The following is a 15582-nucleotide window of genomic DNA, read 5'->3' on the forward strand; positions in this document are numbered from 1 at the left end:
TGGCGCGAAACTTTTTTCACCGCAAGCCGTAGCTTTCGGTTGCAGACCCCGGATTTCGCGGCATTCTGCCGTCAATGTACAAGGGCAGGGTGACGATGGTACGACTATTTTTCGCGGTGATGGTCCTTTGGGCCGGTGTGGCGCAGGCGCATGAGGTGATGCCGACGATCGGCGATATCACCCTTGGCGACGACGCGGTGCAGATCGAACTGCGGCTGAACGCCGAGGCTTTCATCGCCGGGATCGACCTTGACGGTCTCGAGGATACCAACACAACCGACCGCTCCGACGCCTATGACGCCCTGCGTGCGCTGCCGCCGGAAGAGCTGGCCGAGCGCATGGAGCCGGTCGCCAGCGACATGGCCCGGACCATCCGGCTCGAGGCCGCAGGCACCCCGCTGCCGCTCGAGGTCACGGGCATCGAGATCGGCGAGATCGGCAACACCACCTTTGCCCGCGAGAGCCAGCTGTCGCTGCGCGCCACGCTGGGCAATTCCGCCGCGCCGCTGGTGCTGCATTGGCCCGACGGCTACGGCACGCTGGTGCTGCGGCAGATGGGCATCGAAGAGGGCTATACCGGCATCATCGAAGGCGGCGGCAGCAGCGACGCGATCAGCGCCACCGGCAGCGGCCCGACCTCGGGGCTTGCGGTCTTTGCCGATTACATCCCGGTGGGCTTTGATCACATCCTGCCCAAAGGGCTCGACCATATCCTGTTTGTGCTGGGGCTGTTCTTCCTGAGCACAAAGCTCGGCCCGCTGCTCTGGCAGGTCACCGCCTTTACCGCCGCGCATACGGTGACACTGGCGCTTGGCGCTTTGGGGATCGTGACGATCCCGGGCTCGATCGTCGAGCCGATCATTGCCGCCTCGATCGTCTATGTCGCGGTCGAGAACATCCTGTCCCCCAGGATGCACGCCTGGCGGCCGCTGGTGGTCTTCGGTTTCGGGCTGCTGCACGGGCTTGGCTTTGCCAGCGTGCTGGGCGAGTTCGGCCTGCCGGCGGGTCAGTTCATCCCGGCGCTTCTGGGCTTCAACGTCGGCGTCGAGCTGGGGCAGCTGACGGTGATCGCGCTGGCGTTTCTGCTGGTGGGGCTGTGGTTTGGCCGCAAATCCTGGTACCGGGCTTATATCGCCGTGCCGGCCTCGGCGGTGATCGCGCTGGTCGGGGCCTATTGGTTTGTCGAGCGGGTGATCTGAGAGGGGTTCTGGGTGCGGTGGGTTGCAAACCCACCCTACGCGGTCGGGTGGGTTTGACCGTGCCCAATCACGCGCGCCGTAGGGTGGGTTTACAACCCACCACACCCGAACACGACGCATCCGTAGGGTGGGTTTACAACCCACCGCGCCCGAACTTACGCCGCCAAATCCACCCACACCGGCACGTGGTCCGACGGCTTCTCGCCACCGCGCACCGCGGCGTCGATCTGGCAGTCGCGCATCAGGTCGGCGCATTCCGGTGTCAGCAGGAAATGGTCGATCCGGATGCCGTTGTTGCGCTGCCAGGCGCCGGCCTGGTAGTCCCAGAAACTGTAATGACCGGGGCCCTGGGTGCGGGCGCGAAACGCCTCGGTAAACCCCAGATTTTCGATCCGCCGGAATGCCGCGCGGCTGGCAGGAAGAAATAGCGCGTCCTCTTTCCATTGCTCGGGGTGCGCTGCATCTTCTGATTGAGGAATTATATTGAAGTCTCCCGTTATAAGTGCAGGAGACTCCTCCGCCATTAAGGCCTCGGCGCGGGTTTTCAGCCGTTCCATCCAGGCGAGTTTATAGTCATACTTGGGGCCGGGGACAGGATTGCCGTTGGGCAGATAAAGCCCGCAGATCCGGATTGCCTGGGTCTCGCCCATTACCGTCGCTTCGATCCAGCGGGCCTGTTCGTCACTGTCATCGCCGGGCAAGCCGCGGGTCACATCCTCGAGCGGCAGGCGGGAAAGCAACGCCACCCCGTTGAAGCCCTTTTGCCCATGGGTTTCAACATTATAGCCCATGTCCTCGAAATGTTCTCGGGGAAAGCCTTCGTCGACCGACTTGATTTCCTGGAGCACCGCGACATCAGGCTCGGCCTGTTTGAGCCAATCGCTCAGCGCGGTGATCCGCGCCTTGATGCCATTAATGTTGAACGTGGCGATCTTCATGGCGGCCTCCCTGATCGGTGGCAATATCGTTTCGATAAGCCGGGGGGACAAGCGGAAAATTGGCCCGGGGAGATCGGCGAAATTGGCATAGGCTAACCACGATTCGAAGGTTTTCATGGTTTCAACCCGCAATTTCGGGGTACGGCGGACCTGTGCTATAAATTTGTGCAGCGCTGGTTTTATGTAATTTGCGCAGGTATATATATACCATATCTTGTGTGGATAAGTGAGTTATCCACAAGGTATAGTTGAAATTTGTTTTGAAATGCTCGGTAAGGCAGAGAAATCTGGCGGTGTAGAAACATTCAACACCGGAGACCACCATGCTGGCACTTGTTCAAGAAACCCTTAACGAAACCCAAACCGAAGAGCTGATCACCGAGACCACCGAGATCTCGACCGGCGACCACGTCGACACGATGATGTGCGTCTCGATCGATGCCGGCACCGACATGTTCGACGGTGACCAGGTTCAGGCGATGATGTGCGTGTCCTGAGCAGTCCGCAGGACTGAAAACGCCCGGGCCGGGCGCATTTGATACGCATCGGAGGACTGAACCCATGTCGAACGTTGTCTATTTGAATGTGCCCGGCCCCAAGGAGCGGCGGGCTGCGCGATCCGGCGCACTCATTCGATCCTTTGCCGCGCATCGTCGCGGCCCCGAGGATGTGTTCTGGCTCAAGGAAAACGCCGAGCTGCTGAACATCCTCGAATGCACGGGGCAGGAGGTTCCGACCAGCTTGTTGGAGCCTTACGCCGCCTTCTACGAAAATGCGCCGGAAAAACTGGCCTTCTTTCCGCAGTATTACCGCTTCATCCTGTCGCTGACCCTCGATCTCGAGGCCCTGGGCCTGCCCGGCAGCCATGCCGAATCGATGTGCGCCTGGGCCCTGCGCCAGGATCTGACCGGCGGCGAAACCTCGGATATCCAGCGTGTCGAGGCCTTTCGCCTGCTGCAACGGCGCGGAATGGATCCATTGGGCGACCAGGGTGCCGCCGAAGCGCGTCTACGTGACTTCATTGCGCGTCCGGAACGCTTTGCATTGCCCAACAAAAAGGCTGCCTTCGAATTGACCCATATCGTATTCTATCTTTCGGAATACGGCCGGAAAAATCCGGAGCTGGGGCCGAAAGAACTGCGGTCCCTCGAAAATGCAGGCCTTTTGGCTTTTCTCGACGGAAACCTGGATCTTCTTGCTGAGATCTGCGTGGCGATGCGCTATGCAGGATTCAACCCTTCGGAGATCTGGGAGGAATGGATCAATTTGCGGATGAAAGACTTCACAGTCTCCGAGATCGACACAGGCCAGGCCGGCCAACGGCCGGTGGCTGACGTCTATCATGAATACCTGACGTCGTCCTGGCTGGCCGGCGTCAAGGGGCAGAGCCTGTTCGATCAGGTGCCGCTGCGCCACAGGGGCGAGAGCGGGGCGCTGGCCTTTCACCGGCCGCGCGCCGGCACCGCGGCGCTGCGCGAAATCTCTCTGCAGCTCTTCCGCATGCAGGACCGGTCCGACGCCTGGACCGCGATGCGCAGCCAGATCGACGCCCAGTTGACCGAAGCCGCCCGCGCGCGGCTGGAACTGGCCGAAGCCTCGACCGGCCATTTCGACGCATTCTTCGAAGATTTTGCCCGCGCCCGGAAAGTGAGCGCTTGATGCGGACGGGGCAGGCGGGTCTTTCGATCACCACGCTCGGCACCGGTCTGGTGCTGATCTACACGTTGCTGATCACCTTTTCCGACGCCATCACCAAGTACCTGGCGCAGAGCTACGGCGCGCCGCAGCTTCTGAGCATCGTGGCGCTGCTGATCGCGCTGATGTCGCTGGGCAGCAGCCGGGTGCGCGGCGAAAAGGTCAGCCTGCGCACCGGTTTTCCCGGCGTCATGGCGCTGCGGGCCGCGCTGACGGTGGTGGCGACGCTGATGTTCTTCCATGCCCTGGCCAGCCTGGCGTTGGCCGAGGTCTTTCTCTTCGTGGCGCTGGTGCCGCTGCTCTCGGCGTTGATGTCGGGGCCGATTCTCGGCGAACGGGTGCGGCTCGCGGCCTGGGTTGCGCTGGGCTGCGGCTTTGTCGGCGTGCTCTGCATGGTGGAAATCCGCCTCGACGCGATTACTTTGGGCCATGTCTGCGCGCTGATCGGCTCGGTCTCTGGCACTGCCTCGATCGTTCTGGCGCGCTACATCGGCCGGCGCGAGGATGCGCCCCTGGCTCAGGTCTTCTATCCACAGCTCGCAGTCTTTCTGTCGATGCTGCTGGCCGCGCCGCTGGGGTGGCAACCGATGCCGTTGTTCGATCTGATGATGGCAGTGCTTTGCGCGGTTGTCCTCTTTACCGCGCGGCTGCTGCTGGTGATCGCGTTGCGCCATCTCACCGCCTATGCGGTGACGCCGCTGATGAACCTGCAGTTCGTCTGGATGGTGCTGATCGGGCTCGTTGTGTTCAACGAGGTGCCGGCAATGTCGACCCTGATCGGCGCGCTTATCGTCATGATTTCAGGCGCTTACCTGGTGTTCGACCAGGTGCAGGCCCAGAGCACGCCGCAGCGCCCCGCACCGGACGGCTTTCGCAAGCTCGTCCTGGCGCGCAGCTAGGGTCTTCTAGATCGAGAACGAGGTGCCGCAGCCACAGGCGCTTGTGGCATTGGGGTTCTCGATCACGAAGCGGGCGCCGATCAGCTCTTCGCTGAAGTCGATCACTGCCTCGGTCAGAAACGGCAGCGACACCGCGTCGACCACGACTTTCTCGCCTTTGCCTTCCAGCACTAAGTCGTCATCAGACGGGCTGTCGAGCCGGATATCGTACTGAAACCCCGAGCATCCGCCGCCCTCGACGGCCACGCGAAGGGCCTTGCCCTCGGCACCGGCCCCGATCTCGGCCAGCCGTTCAAAGGCGCGCTCGGTCACTTTCGGCGGCAACTGCATGACAAATCTCCGGTTTTCCTGCACAAACGCCCTGCCGGGCGGTTTTATCGTCTTTCACTGTGCAATATAGAAGCGGCGCAGGCCGTCAACAAGGAGGCTGCGATGATCGCGCCTTATGCGTCCCGTCCCCAGCTCTCGCGCGGGCGGCTCAAACCGGAAGAAGAGAGCCATTTCCGCTCGTGTTTCCAGCGCGACCGGGATCGGATCATCCATTCCAGCGCCTTTCGCAGGCTGAAACACAAGACCCAGGTCTTTGTCGAACACGAGGGCGATTATTACCGCACCCGGCTGACCCATTCGATCGAGGTGGCCCAGGTGGCGCGGACGATTTCCGGCGCGCTGGGGCTGAACCCCGAGCTGACCGAGGCGGTGGCGCTGGCGCATGACCTTGGTCACACGCCCTTTGGCCATACCGGCGAGGATGTGCTCGACGCGCTGATGCAGCCCTACGGCGGTTTTGACCACAACGCCCAGGCGGTGCGGATCGTCACCGCGCTCGAGCAGCATTATGCCGAGTTCGATGGCTTGAACCTCACCTGGGAAACCCTTGAAGGCATTGCCAAACACAATGGCCCGGTGGTGGGTGATCTGCCTTGGGCGCTGGCCCAGTACGACGCCCGTCACGATCTCGAACTGCACACCCACGCCAGCGCCGAGGCGCAGGTGGCGGCGATTGCCGATGATGTGGCCTACAACAACCACGATCTGCACGACGGGCTGCGCGCCGGGCTGTTTTCCGAGGATGATATCTGCGACCTGCCGATCATCGGCGCCTGTTTCGCCGAGGTCGACGCCAAGTACCCGGGGCTCGAGGAAAAACGAAGGCGTCACGAGGGGTTGCGCCGCGTCTTTGGTGTAATGGTTGCAGATGTGATCGACACCTCGGCGGCGCTTCTGAAGGACGCCGGCGCCACCTCGGCGCAGGAGATCCGCGAGCTTTCGGCGCCGGTGGTGCGCTTCTCGACGCCGCTCTGGCAGGACATCCAGGACATCCGCGCCTTCCTGTTTCAGCGGATGTACCGCGCCCCCGGCGTGATGGAGGTGCGGCGCGAGGTCGGGCAGGCGGTCGAGAACCTCTTTGCCATCTACATGAAGAGCCCCGATCTGCTGCCCGAGGCCTGGCGCGCCGAATTGGGACAGGCGCCAGAGGACAGCGTGCGCCGCGCCCGCAGCGTGTCCGACTACATCGCCGGGATGACCGATCGCTTTGCCTTGCAAGCCAACCGCGATCTCTGCGGTGGGCCTGAGGCAAAGGATTAACCTTTCTCCGCCTATACCCTGAGCAATCTGTTGTCTTGCCGGGCCCGCGCGGCGTAAAGGTTAACAGAAAGTTAATTCTGGGTTGGCATGGCGAAACCGGCGCTCTTTGCGGCAAGGAACTGTCTGGTGCTGGGCGCGGCCCATCCGGTGGGACAGGCGCTGTGCCTGCGGCTGGCGGCGCAGGGCGGCTTTGTCGTGGCGCTGGATACCGCCGAGGACGTGCTGCAGACGCTGGCCAGCCAGCACCCGAGCCGCATCGCGCCGCTGGCTCTGGACCTTGGTGACACCGCCAGCCTGAAACGCCTGGCCGAGGATTGGCAGAACGATCCCCTGCACCTTGTGGTGCTAGCCCATCCGCTGCATGCCGGCCTGCTGCTTGACGATCTTCTGGCCTCGGTCAGCCTGCTGGTGCGGCGTCTCGCCCCGGTGCTGGCACGGGCCGAGGGCGCGGCGGTGCTGATCTATCCGGCGGCCGAGCCCGGCGCGTCGCCCGAGAAACGCGCCACAGCCCAGGCGCTTGCGGCGCTGACCGAGGCGCTGGCAGAGGGCGGGGCGCAGATCAACGCTCTGGCGTTGCACCCGGCGGTGCTGACCCCGGGCGGCGAAGCCCGGGTCTGCCAACTGGCGCTGATGATGGCGCTGCCGCTGGCGCAGGCGGTCAGCGGGGCGGTGATGCCGGTTGGCAGGCCCGGCAGCCGAGGCTTCGATTGACGCCCGCGCGCGGCGTGATAAACCCCGGGCAAGCTTGAAGGACCAGACGATGAACCTCTTTTCCGACCTGCGCGGGACGGTGATTGCCGCGCTCGACCAGATGACCGCCGAGGGCAAGCTGCCCGAGGGCCTCGATTATGCCAATGTCGCGGTGGAACCGCCGCGCGATCCGCTGCATGGCGACATGGCGACCAATGCCGCCATGGTGCTGGCGAAACCGGCGAAACAGAAGCCGCGCGACATCGCCGAGGCGCTGGCCGAGAAGCTGCGCGCCGACGACCGGATCACCGAGGCCGACGTGGCCGGCCCCGGCTTTCTCAACATGCGTCTTGCGCCCGACGTCTGGCAGGGCGTGGTCGGCGCGGTGCTGGCACAGGGCACCGCGTTCGGCCGCTCGACCATGGGGCAGGGCCAGCGGATCAACGTCGAGTATGTCTCGGCCAACCCGACCGGCCCGCTGCACGTCGGCCACACCCGCGGCGCCGTCTTCGGCGACGCGCTGGCCAGCCTGCTGGCCTATTCCGGCCATGACGTGACCCGCGAATATTACATTAACGACGGTGGCGCGCAGGTCGATGTGCTCGCCCGCTCGGTCTATCTGCGCTATCTCGAGGCGCACGGGCAGGAGGTCGCCTTCGAAGATGGCACCTATCCCGGCGACTACCTGATTCCGGTGGGCGAAGACCTCAAGACCAAGGTCGGCGATGCCTATGTGGGCGAGGGCGAAGAGGTCTGGCTGGCCGAGGTGCGCGAGTTCGCCACCGAAAAGATGATGGAGCTGATCCGTCAGGATCTGGCCCAGCTCGGCGTCAAGATGGATCACTTCTTCTCCGAGAAGTCGCTCTACGGCACCGGTCGGATCGAGGCCGCGATCGAGACGCTGGACAGCAAGGGGCTGATCTACGAAGGCGTGCTCGAGCCGCCCAAGGGCAAGAAACCCGAGGATTGGGAACCGCGCGAGCAGACGCTGTTCAAATCCACCGAGCATGGTGATGACGTCGACCGCCCGGTCAAGAAATCCGACGGCAGCTGGACCTATTTCGCCCCGGACATCGCCTATCATTATGACAAGGTTTCCCGGGGCTTCGACGGTCTTATTGATGTGTTCGGTGCAGACCACGGCGGCTATGTCAAACGCATGAAGGCGGCCGTCTCGGCGCTGTCCGACGGCAAGACACCGCTCGACATCAAGCTGACCCAGCTGGTCAAGCTGTTCAAGAACGGCGAGCCCTTCAAGATGTCGAAACGCGCTGGCACCTTCGTCACCCTGCGCGACGTGGTCGATCAGGTCGGCCCCGATGTGACCCGCTTTGTCATGCTGACGCGCAAAAACGATGCGCCGCTGGATTTCGACTTCGACAAGGTGCTGGAACAGAGCCGCGAGAACCCGGTGTTCTACGTGCAATACGCCCATGCCCGGGTGCATTCGGTCCTGCGCAAGGCGCGCGAAGCCGGGATGGACCCCGCCGATACCACCCTGGCCGCAGCCGATCTGGGCAAGCTGACGCACGAGACCGAGCTGGCGGTAGCGAAGAAACTGGCCGAATGGCCGCGCCTCGTCGAGATCGCGGCGCGCACCCATGAGCCGCACCGCGTTGCCTTCTATCTCTATGAACTTGCAGGCGAATTCCACACCCTGTGGAACCGCGGCAACGAAGTTCCCGAGCTGCGCTTCCTGCAGGAGGGCGACCAGGACACATCGCTGGCGAAAATCGCCCTGGCGCGGGCTGTCTCGGTTGTCATTTCCGCCGGCCTTGGTATCTTGGGTGTGACGCCGGTCGAGGAGATGCGCTAAGACATCCGGTCGCCGGCAGAACGAGCAGTGCATAACCCCGTGGCACGCATCGCGGGGAGCGGAGAGGCGATAATGGCAGATTTTCAGATGTCCGGGTCCCCTGTGGGATACGGTGGGCAACCCGCATTCCAACCGACAGAGCCGCAGGGCGGCAGCCAGGGTGTTCGCATGGGCACCTACGCCAATGTGGCGGGCGCCGCGGTGTCGCTGGCGCTTTTGCTGGGCGTCGGGATCTGGGGCTATCAGCTTCTGGTGCGCGACGTTTCCGGCGTGCCGGTGGTCAAGGCGACCTCGGGGCCCTGGCGCGTGGCGCCGGAGAACCCCGGCGGTGAGGCCGCCGATCACCAAGGTCTGGCGGTAAACGAAGTGGCCGGGCGCGGCACCGCCTCTGGCCCGGTCGATCGCGTGGCGCTGGCGCCGGCGCCGGTGGGCCTCGATGAAGAGGATGTTCCGAGCGACGTTCTGAGCCTCGCCACCGCCAATGCCCGCACCAAGACCCCGGCGGTGCCGGTGGTCGGCAGCAAACCGGGCCTCGCCACCTTGCCCGAGGCCGAGGCCGGTGCGCCTGCAACCGCCGCGATGGCAATCATGACCAACCGGGTCGACGGCAGCGTGCCTGCACGGCCCGCCGCCGATGCCACCATCCAGGCACTGGTCGACCAGGTTTCGGCCGATGCCGTGCCGCTGGGTGAGCTTGCGCCCGCCGCGACACCGCCGGTCACCACCGCTCTGGCCCCCGTGGTCGAGGAAAGCGCGCAACCCAAGGTCACCGGCCCCGGCGTCCGCCGCAGCCCGCGTCCGCGCAACCGCCCGGCGGAACTGGTCCGCGCCACCCCGGTGGTGGCGGTCACGCCGGTCGCCGCGCAGGCCACCACGCCCGAGATCAAGACCCTCGCCGCCGCCGAACTGCCCGCCGGCACCCGCCTGGTGCAACTGGGCGCCTACGAAAGCGCCGAGATCGCCGAAAAGGAATGGGGCCGAATTTCTGGCCGCTTCGACAGCTTTTTCGACGGCAAGGCCCGGGTGATCCAGAAGGCCAAGAGCGGCGGCCGCACCTTCTATCGCCTGCGCGCCCATGGTTTCGGTGATCTCGCCGAGGCCCGCCGCTTCTGCGCCGCGCTGGTAGCTGAACGCGCCGATTGCATCCCGGTCGTGGTGAAATGACCGCCACTGCCGCGATATTCGCCCCGCGAGGGGAGAAGCTGACCGGCGCGGAACGGCAATTTTTCCACGACGTGGACCCTTGGGGCTTTATCCTCTTTGCCCGCAACATCGGCTCGGCTGACCAGATCCGGGGCCTTTGCGCCGACCTGCGCGAGACCGTGGGGCGCAATGCCCCGATCCTGATCGACCAGGAAGGCGGGCGGGTGCAGCGCATCCTGCCGCCGCTGGCCCGCCGCTGGAGCCCGCCGCTGAACGATGTGTCCCGGCTCGGTCCCAAGGCGCCAGAGGGCATGTACCTGCGCGCCCGGATCATGGCCGAAGAACTGCGCGGGTTCGGCATCGACGTGAACTGCATCCCGACGCTGGATGTGGCCGGCGAGGAAACCCACGACTTCCTCCGCAACCGCTGTTACGGCGAGACGCCCGACCAGGTGACAGACGTGGGCCGCGCGGTGGTGCGCGGTCTGCTCGATGGCGGCGTGCTGCCGGTGATGAAGCACATCCCCGGCCACGGCCGCGGCCGCGTCGACAGCCACCTCGAACTGCCGCACACCCAGGTTTCGGTCCACGAGCTGCGCTCGGTCGACTGGGTGCCTTTCGCGGCGCTCAACGACGTGCCGCTGGGCATGACTGCGCATATGATCTTCGAGGCGGTCGACCCCTATTTCCCCGCCACCCAATCCGGCGCGATGATCAACCTGATCCGCGAGGAGATCGGCTTTTCCGGCCTGCTGATGACCGACGATATCTCGATGGAGGCGCTCAGCGGCACTCCCGGCGATCGCGCCCGCGCCTCGATCGCGGCGGGCTGTGATCTGGTGCTGCATTGCAACGGCTATCTCGAGGAAATGCGCGACGTGGCCGAGAACGCTGGCGAGATGAACGACGGCGCCGTGCTGCGCGCCGAGGCGGCGCTGGCGTTGCGGCAGCCCTCCGCAGAGGTTGACACCGAGGCCCTGGATGCGCAGTTTGAGGCGCTTCTGGCAGGGCGCTAGGGTATGGCCGACACCGATTTCGACGACCCCTCACAGGAACCGCAAAGCGTTGCCGACCGTCTGGCGGCCGAGGCGCTGATCGTCGACGTCGACGGGTTCGAAGGCCCGCTGGACCTCTTGCTGATGCTGTCGCGCACGCAGAAGGTCGATCTGCGCAAGATCTCGGTGCTGGAGCTGTCAAAGCAGTATTTGGAATTTGTCCAGCAGGCCAAGAAGTTGCGGATCGAACTTGCAGCAGATTATCTGGTGATGGCGGCCTGGCTGGCGTTCCTGAAGTCCCGCTTGCTGCTGCCGCCCGATCCCACCGAGGAAGGCCCCTCTGGCGAGGACCTGGCCGCGCACCTGGCGTTCCAGCTTGAACGTCTGCAGGCAATGCGCACCGCCGCGGCGCAGCTCATGGCGCGGAACAGGCTGGGACGGGATATCTTTGCGCGCGGACTGCCGGAAACGGTTGAGCGCGTGAAATCAGTGACTTACACGGCGACATTGCTGGACTTGATGCAGGGCTACGCCCGCATCCGCACCCGCGACGAATTCCGCCCCTTCGTGATGGACCGCGACTCGGTCTTCACCATGGAGCAGGCGCTGGAGCGGATGCGCGGCATGATCGGTTTCGCTGGCACTTGGACCGACATTTCCCTATATCTTCCAGACGGTTGGACGACAGACCCGATACGGCGCCGCTCGGCCACTGCAGCCACATTTGCGGCCTCGCTGCAACTGGTCAAGGAAGGCAAGGCAGAGCTGCGCCAGGACGGCAACTTCGAGGCGATCGAGCTTCGCCGGATCACGGACAAATAGATGAACGACGACGCGCAAGCCGCAGAAACAGAAGAAAAAAGCCTGTTTTCCGCCCCGCCGATGGCGGAGCAGGAGCGGATGGTGGAAGCGGTGCTCTTTGCCAGCGCCGAGCCGGTGACGGTGCGCGATCTCGAGGCGCGGATGCCGCATGGTTGTGATGCCGCCGAAGCGCTGGTGCATCTGCGCAAGCGCTACGAGGGCCGCGGCGTGCAGGTCGTCAAGGTGGGGGATGCCTGGGCCATGCGCACCGCCGCCGACCTGGCATTTCTGATGCAGAAGGAGACCGTCGAGACCCGCAAGCTGTCGCGCGCCGCCATCGAGACCCTGGCGATCATCGCCTATCACCAGCCGGTCACCCGTGCCGAGATCGAGGAAATTCGCGGTGTCAGCGTGTCGCGCGGCACGGTGGATCAGCTGCTGGAAATGGAGTGGATCCGCTTTGGCCGCCGCAAGATGACGCCGGGCCGGCCGGTGACCTTCGTGGTCACGCCAGAGTTCCTCGATCACTTCGGCCTCGAAAGCGCCCGCGATCTGCCGGGGCTCAAGGAACTGCGTCAGGCAGGCCTGCTGGAAAGCCGCCCGCTGCCCGGCACACCGCAGTTCGGCGAGGGCGAGGACGAACCCGAGGCGGAAGCGGGCCAGAGCGAACTTTTCGAGGATTGATCGCAAGGGCGCCGCGATTTTTGCACCTTTGCCTGCTAACCTGCCGGCACAGCGCCCGAGGAGAGCCATCCGATGAACGCCAATCAACTGATCAACATGGTCCTGCGGATGTTCCTCCGCAAGGCGATGAGCCGCGGCATCAACGCCGGGATCGACCATTTCGCCAAGGGCAAGGGCGGCGGCAAGAGCGCGCCGCAGGACAAGGCCCAGGCGCAGCAGGCCAAGCGGGCGATCCGCATGGCGCGCCGGGCAGGGCGCATGTAGCCCCTAGCGGAAGTGTTTTGACAGCTTGAGCCCCTGGCCCTGGTAGTTCGACTGCAAGCCGGCGCCATAAAGCACCTCTGGCTGGTCCTGCATCCGCTCATAGACCAGCCGGCCGACGATCTGGCCATGTTCCAGCACAAAGGGTGCCTCGTGGCAGCGCACCTCGAGCACGCCGCGCGCGCCCTTGCCACCGGCGGCATCATGGCCGAAGCCGGGGTCGAAGAAGCCGGCGTAATGCACCCGGAATTCGCCGACCATGGCAATGTAAGGTGCCATCTCGGCGGCATATTCCGGCGGGATATGCACCGCCTCGCGGCTGACCAGGATATAGAATGCGCCGGGGTCGAGGATCAGGTGGCCCGTGTTGCTGTGCAGCTCTTCCCAGAACTCCAGAGGGTCGTAATGGCCGATCAGATCGAGGTCGATCACCCCGGTATGCGGCTTGGCGCGATAGCCCACCAGCGTGCCCCCTGCGGGCTTCAGATCGACCGAGAAGCCAAGGCCACCGTCGATCACCGCCTCGCTGTCGACCAGCGGCGTTTCGGCGTGCACGGCGCGCAGGGTGGCGTCATCAAGGACCGCCTGACCACGGCGGAAACGGATCTGGTTGAGCCGCATGCCGGGCCGCACCAGCACCGAGAAGGAGCGCGGGCAGATCTCGGCATAGAGCGGGCCGGTGTAGCCATCGGGGATGCGGTCGAACTCGGTGCCTTGGTCGGTGATCAGCCGGGTCAGCAGGTCGAGCCGCCCGGTCGAGCTCTTGGCATTGGCCACGGCCTGGATGCCATCGGGCAGGGCCAGCGATTCCATCAGCGGCACGACATAGACCGCGCCTTTCTCCAGCACCGCGCCGGAGGAGAGGTCGATCTCGTGCATGCCGAATTCTTCCAGCCGATCCGCGACCTTGCGATTCTGTCCGGCGAGGAAAGAGGCGCGCACGCGATAGGCCTTGAGGCCGAGACGCAGGTCGAGAGAAGCGGGCTGGATCTGGGCGTCGATAATCTGCGGGGTGCCGCTGAGGGCGCCCTGAGCGATCAGGTCGCTGATATGCTGGCTCGCGAGAACACCTGTCATGTGCGGTTTCCTTTTCGACAAGGACCGGTCACACCTGACGGTGTCTTTTGGGGGAGGAGTAAATGGTCGGGCTAGCAGGACTCGAACCTGCGACCTTCCGTCCCCCAGACGGACGCGCTACCAGGCTGCGCCATAGCCCGACTGGAGTGCCTAAATACCTGTTTTCTGACCGGGGGCAAGGGGTAATTCCAAACATTTTCCAGTCAATTTCTGGCGGCGGCATTCATCGCCGCCGCATGGCTCTGCACACGGGCGATCAGCGCCTCGATCTGCTGGGCAGAGAGCTTGGCTTGCCGGGTTTTGGGCGCGGTCAGAAGGGTCAGCAGGCCGGGTTCGGCGCTGACCTCGTGGTCCTGCGGATCGGGCGGGGTCTCGATCGCCTGAACGCGGGGGGACTCGTCCTCCTCGTCGTCCTCGGGGTGGTCCGAGGCGCGCAGCACGGCGGCCAGGATCGCGGGGTCCGGTTCGGGCTGCGGGTCATCCTCGGGCTCGTCCTCGGGCGCGGCGCCGGTGACGGCGAGGGGCTCGGGGTCCTCTGACGGTGCCGGGCGGTCTTCGGCGGCATCCGGCGTGGGCTGATCTTCAGCCGTCGGCGCGGGCTCGGAGGCTTCGGGCGCGGGATCGGGCAGGGCCTGGGTCAGCTTGGCGGGCTCAGGCTGCGCCTCGGGCGTGGCGGTCTGTTCGCTTGGCGGCAGGTTGTCGCTGGGCGGGACCGGCGTCGGCGTGGCCGCCGGGTCATCCTCGGCCAGCCGTTCCGACAGCGGCTTCTGAACGAAATCCGGCAGCGCCTCGGCGTCGGTCTCTTCGGTGGCGGGTTCGGAGGTCTCGGCGGTCGCGGCCTGGACCTCGGCTGCGGGCGTTTCGGCCGCTGGCTCGGAGGTCTCCGCGCTTACAGGCGTCGGCTCGGCGGCCTCGGAAGGCGCAGCCTTGTCCTCAGGCGTTTCGGCAGCGGGCTCCGGTGTCTCGGCCCGCAGGGGCGTCGGCTGGGGCGTCTCGGCGGGCGCAGGCTTGGCCTCGGCACCAAACAGATCGCCGGTCTCCTTGGGCGTTTCGACGGGCGTGGGCGCGCTGGGCTGCGCGGCGCTGCGGCCGGCGAAATCCAGCACCTGGCCGGTCTCCACCGGGGCGGGCGCCGGCGAGGGTGGCGCGGCGGGGGCCGGCTCGATCATCATCTCGAGGTCTTCGTCCAGCGGCGGCGACATCGCCGAGACATGCTTGATGCCCTGCTCGCGCAGGATCTTCTGCACGCCCTTGATGGTCATGCCATCGTCATGCAGCAGCTTCTTGATGCCGCCCAGCAGCGTCATGTCGGCCGGGCGGTAGTAGCGCCGTCCGCCGGCGCGTTTGACCGGCTTGACCTGACTGAACTTGCTTTCCCAAAAGCGCAGCACATGCGCTGGCGTGTTCAGCCAGTCGGCAACTTCCGAGATGGTGCGAAAGGCGTCGGGGGATTTGCTTGGCATCCTGCGCCCCTCAGCGCCGGTTGCCCGCGGCGACCCGGTCTTTCATCAGGTGCGACGGGCGAAAGGTCAGCACGCGGCGCGGCTCGATCGGGACTTCCTGGCCGGTCTTGGGGTTGCGGCCGACGCGCGCGGCCTTGTCACGCACCGAGAAGGTGCCAAAGGACGAGATCTTGACCTGTTCGCCCTCGACCAGCGCATCCGACATCAGGCTGAGCACACGCTCGACCAGTTCGGCGCTTTCGTTGCGGGACAGGCCGACCTCGCGAAACACTGCTTCGCTGAGGTCCATACGGGTCAGTGTCTTGTCGCTCATCAGAAATCTCCCCAGATT

The 15582-nt window shown here is 65.0% G+C and carries 17 protein-coding genes and 1 tRNA gene; 12 read left to right on the forward strand and 6 right to left on the reverse strand.

Annotation, left to right across the window (positions count from 1 at the left end):
• Positions 1-95 precede the first annotated feature (95 nt).
• Positions 96-1199, forward strand: coding sequence for a HupE/UreJ family protein (locus ACN0SE_RS12380; RefSeq protein ID WP_417524835.1), 1104 nt, complete (start codon positions 96-98; stop codon positions 1197-1199).
• A gap of 155 nt (positions 1200-1354) precedes the next feature.
• Here ACN0SE_RS12380 and xth read toward each other — a convergent pair whose 3' ends face one another.
• A complete protein-coding gene (gene xth / locus ACN0SE_RS12385) occupies positions 1355-2137 on the reverse strand; it encodes an exodeoxyribonuclease III (RefSeq protein ID WP_417524916.1) in 783 nt (260 codons plus the stop codon).
• 323 nt (positions 2138-2460) lie between these two features.
• Here xth and ACN0SE_RS12390 point away from each other — a divergent pair, with 323 nt between their 5' ends.
• From ACN0SE_RS12390 to ACN0SE_RS12400, 3 genes are all read left to right on the forward strand, one after another.
• Positions 2461-2634 carry a hypothetical protein gene (locus tag ACN0SE_RS12390; protein WP_417524836.1) on the forward strand — a complete coding sequence of 58 codons (174 nt, stop codon included), beginning with the start codon at positions 2461-2463 and terminating at the stop codon, positions 2632-2634.
• 64 nt (positions 2635-2698) lie between these two features.
• On the forward strand, positions 2699-3796 hold the full coding sequence (locus ACN0SE_RS12395) for a DUF6902 family protein (RefSeq protein WP_417524837.1): 1098 nt from the start codon (positions 2699-2701) through the stop codon (positions 3794-3796).
• A complete protein-coding gene (locus ACN0SE_RS12400) occupies positions 3796-4731 on the forward strand; it encodes a DMT family transporter (protein WP_417524838.1) in 936 nt (311 codons plus the stop codon). Before ACN0SE_RS12395 ends, ACN0SE_RS12400 begins: the two co-directional genes overlap by 1 nt.
• Before the next feature lie 6 nt (positions 4732-4737).
• On the opposite strand, the gene ACN0SE_RS12405 is transcribed toward ACN0SE_RS12400, so the two are convergent.
• A complete protein-coding gene (locus ACN0SE_RS12405) occupies positions 4738-5061 on the reverse strand; it encodes a HesB/IscA family protein (protein ID WP_417524839.1) in 324 nt (107 codons plus the stop codon).
• Positions 5062-5163: 102 nt separating this feature from the next.
• On the opposite strand from ACN0SE_RS12405, the gene ACN0SE_RS12410 reads away from it, so the two are divergent.
• From ACN0SE_RS12410 to ACN0SE_RS12445, 8 genes are all read left to right on the forward strand, one after another.
• Entirely contained in the window at positions 5164-6321 is a 1158-nt protein-coding gene (locus ACN0SE_RS12410; RefSeq protein WP_417524840.1) for a deoxyguanosinetriphosphate triphosphohydrolase, read from the forward strand.
• 87 nt (positions 6322-6408) lie between these two features.
• Entirely contained in the window at positions 6409-7032 is a 624-nt protein-coding gene (locus ACN0SE_RS12415) for an SDR family NAD(P)-dependent oxidoreductase (RefSeq protein ID WP_417524841.1), read from the forward strand.
• Positions 7033-7081: 49 nt separating this feature from the next.
• Positions 7082-8827: an arginine--tRNA ligase gene (argS, locus tag ACN0SE_RS12420; protein WP_417524842.1), complete on the forward strand. Its 1746-nt coding sequence runs from the start codon at positions 7082-7084 to the stop codon at positions 8825-8827.
• 168 nt (positions 8828-8995) lie between these two features.
• On the forward strand, positions 8996-9991 hold the full coding sequence (locus ACN0SE_RS12425) for an SPOR domain-containing protein (RefSeq protein ID WP_417524843.1): 996 nt from the start codon (positions 8996-8998) through the stop codon (positions 9989-9991).
• Positions 9988-10986, forward strand: coding sequence for a glycoside hydrolase family 3 N-terminal domain-containing protein (locus ACN0SE_RS12430; RefSeq protein WP_417524844.1), 999 nt, complete (start codon positions 9988-9990; stop codon positions 10984-10986). The genes ACN0SE_RS12425 and ACN0SE_RS12430 overlap by 4 nt, the downstream gene beginning before the upstream one ends.
• Positions 10987-10989: 3 nt before the next feature.
• The gene (locus tag ACN0SE_RS12435) at positions 10990-11787 is read left to right on the forward strand and encodes a segregation and condensation protein A (protein WP_417524845.1); all 798 of its coding nucleotides are present in this window, start codon (positions 10990-10992) and stop codon (positions 11785-11787) included.
• Positions 11788-12450, forward strand: a complete 663-nt coding sequence (gene scpB / locus ACN0SE_RS12440; RefSeq protein WP_417524846.1) for an SMC-Scp complex subunit ScpB — start codon at positions 11788-11790, stop codon at positions 12448-12450.
• A 72-nt stretch (positions 12451-12522) separates the two neighbouring features.
• A complete protein-coding gene (locus ACN0SE_RS12445) occupies positions 12523-12714 on the forward strand; it encodes a hypothetical protein (protein WP_417524847.1) in 192 nt (63 codons plus the stop codon).
• Between the two features lie 3 nt (positions 12715-12717).
• Here the strand turns inward: ACN0SE_RS12445 and ACN0SE_RS12450 are convergent, their stop codons facing one another.
• The 4 genes from ACN0SE_RS12450 to ihfA all read right to left on the reverse strand — a co-directional run bounded on the left by ACN0SE_RS12450 (position 12718) and on the right by ihfA (position 15564).
• On the reverse strand, positions 12718-13788 hold the full coding sequence (locus tag ACN0SE_RS12450) for a 2'-deoxycytidine 5'-triphosphate deaminase (RefSeq protein ID WP_417524848.1): 1071 nt from the start codon (positions 13786-13788) through the stop codon (positions 12718-12720).
• A gap of 63 nt (positions 13789-13851) precedes the next feature.
• Positions 13852-13928 (reverse strand) — tRNA-Pro (locus tag ACN0SE_RS12455).
• Between the two features lie 63 nt (positions 13929-13991).
• Entirely contained in the window at positions 13992-15251 is a 1260-nt protein-coding gene (locus tag ACN0SE_RS12460; RefSeq protein WP_417524849.1) for a MerR family transcriptional regulator, read from the reverse strand.
• 10 nt (positions 15252-15261) lie between these two features.
• Positions 15262-15564 (reverse strand): integration host factor subunit alpha, encoded by a 303-nt coding sequence (ihfA, locus tag ACN0SE_RS12465; RefSeq protein WP_417524850.1) that lies wholly within the window; start codon positions 15562-15564, stop codon positions 15262-15264.
• Positions 15565-15582 lie beyond the last annotated feature (18 nt).

It is taken from the genome of Marinovum sp. (genome assembly GCF_048263515.1).
In the GTDB taxonomy this organism is placed as follows: Bacteria; Pseudomonadota; Alphaproteobacteria; order Rhodobacterales; family Rhodobacteraceae; genus Marinovum.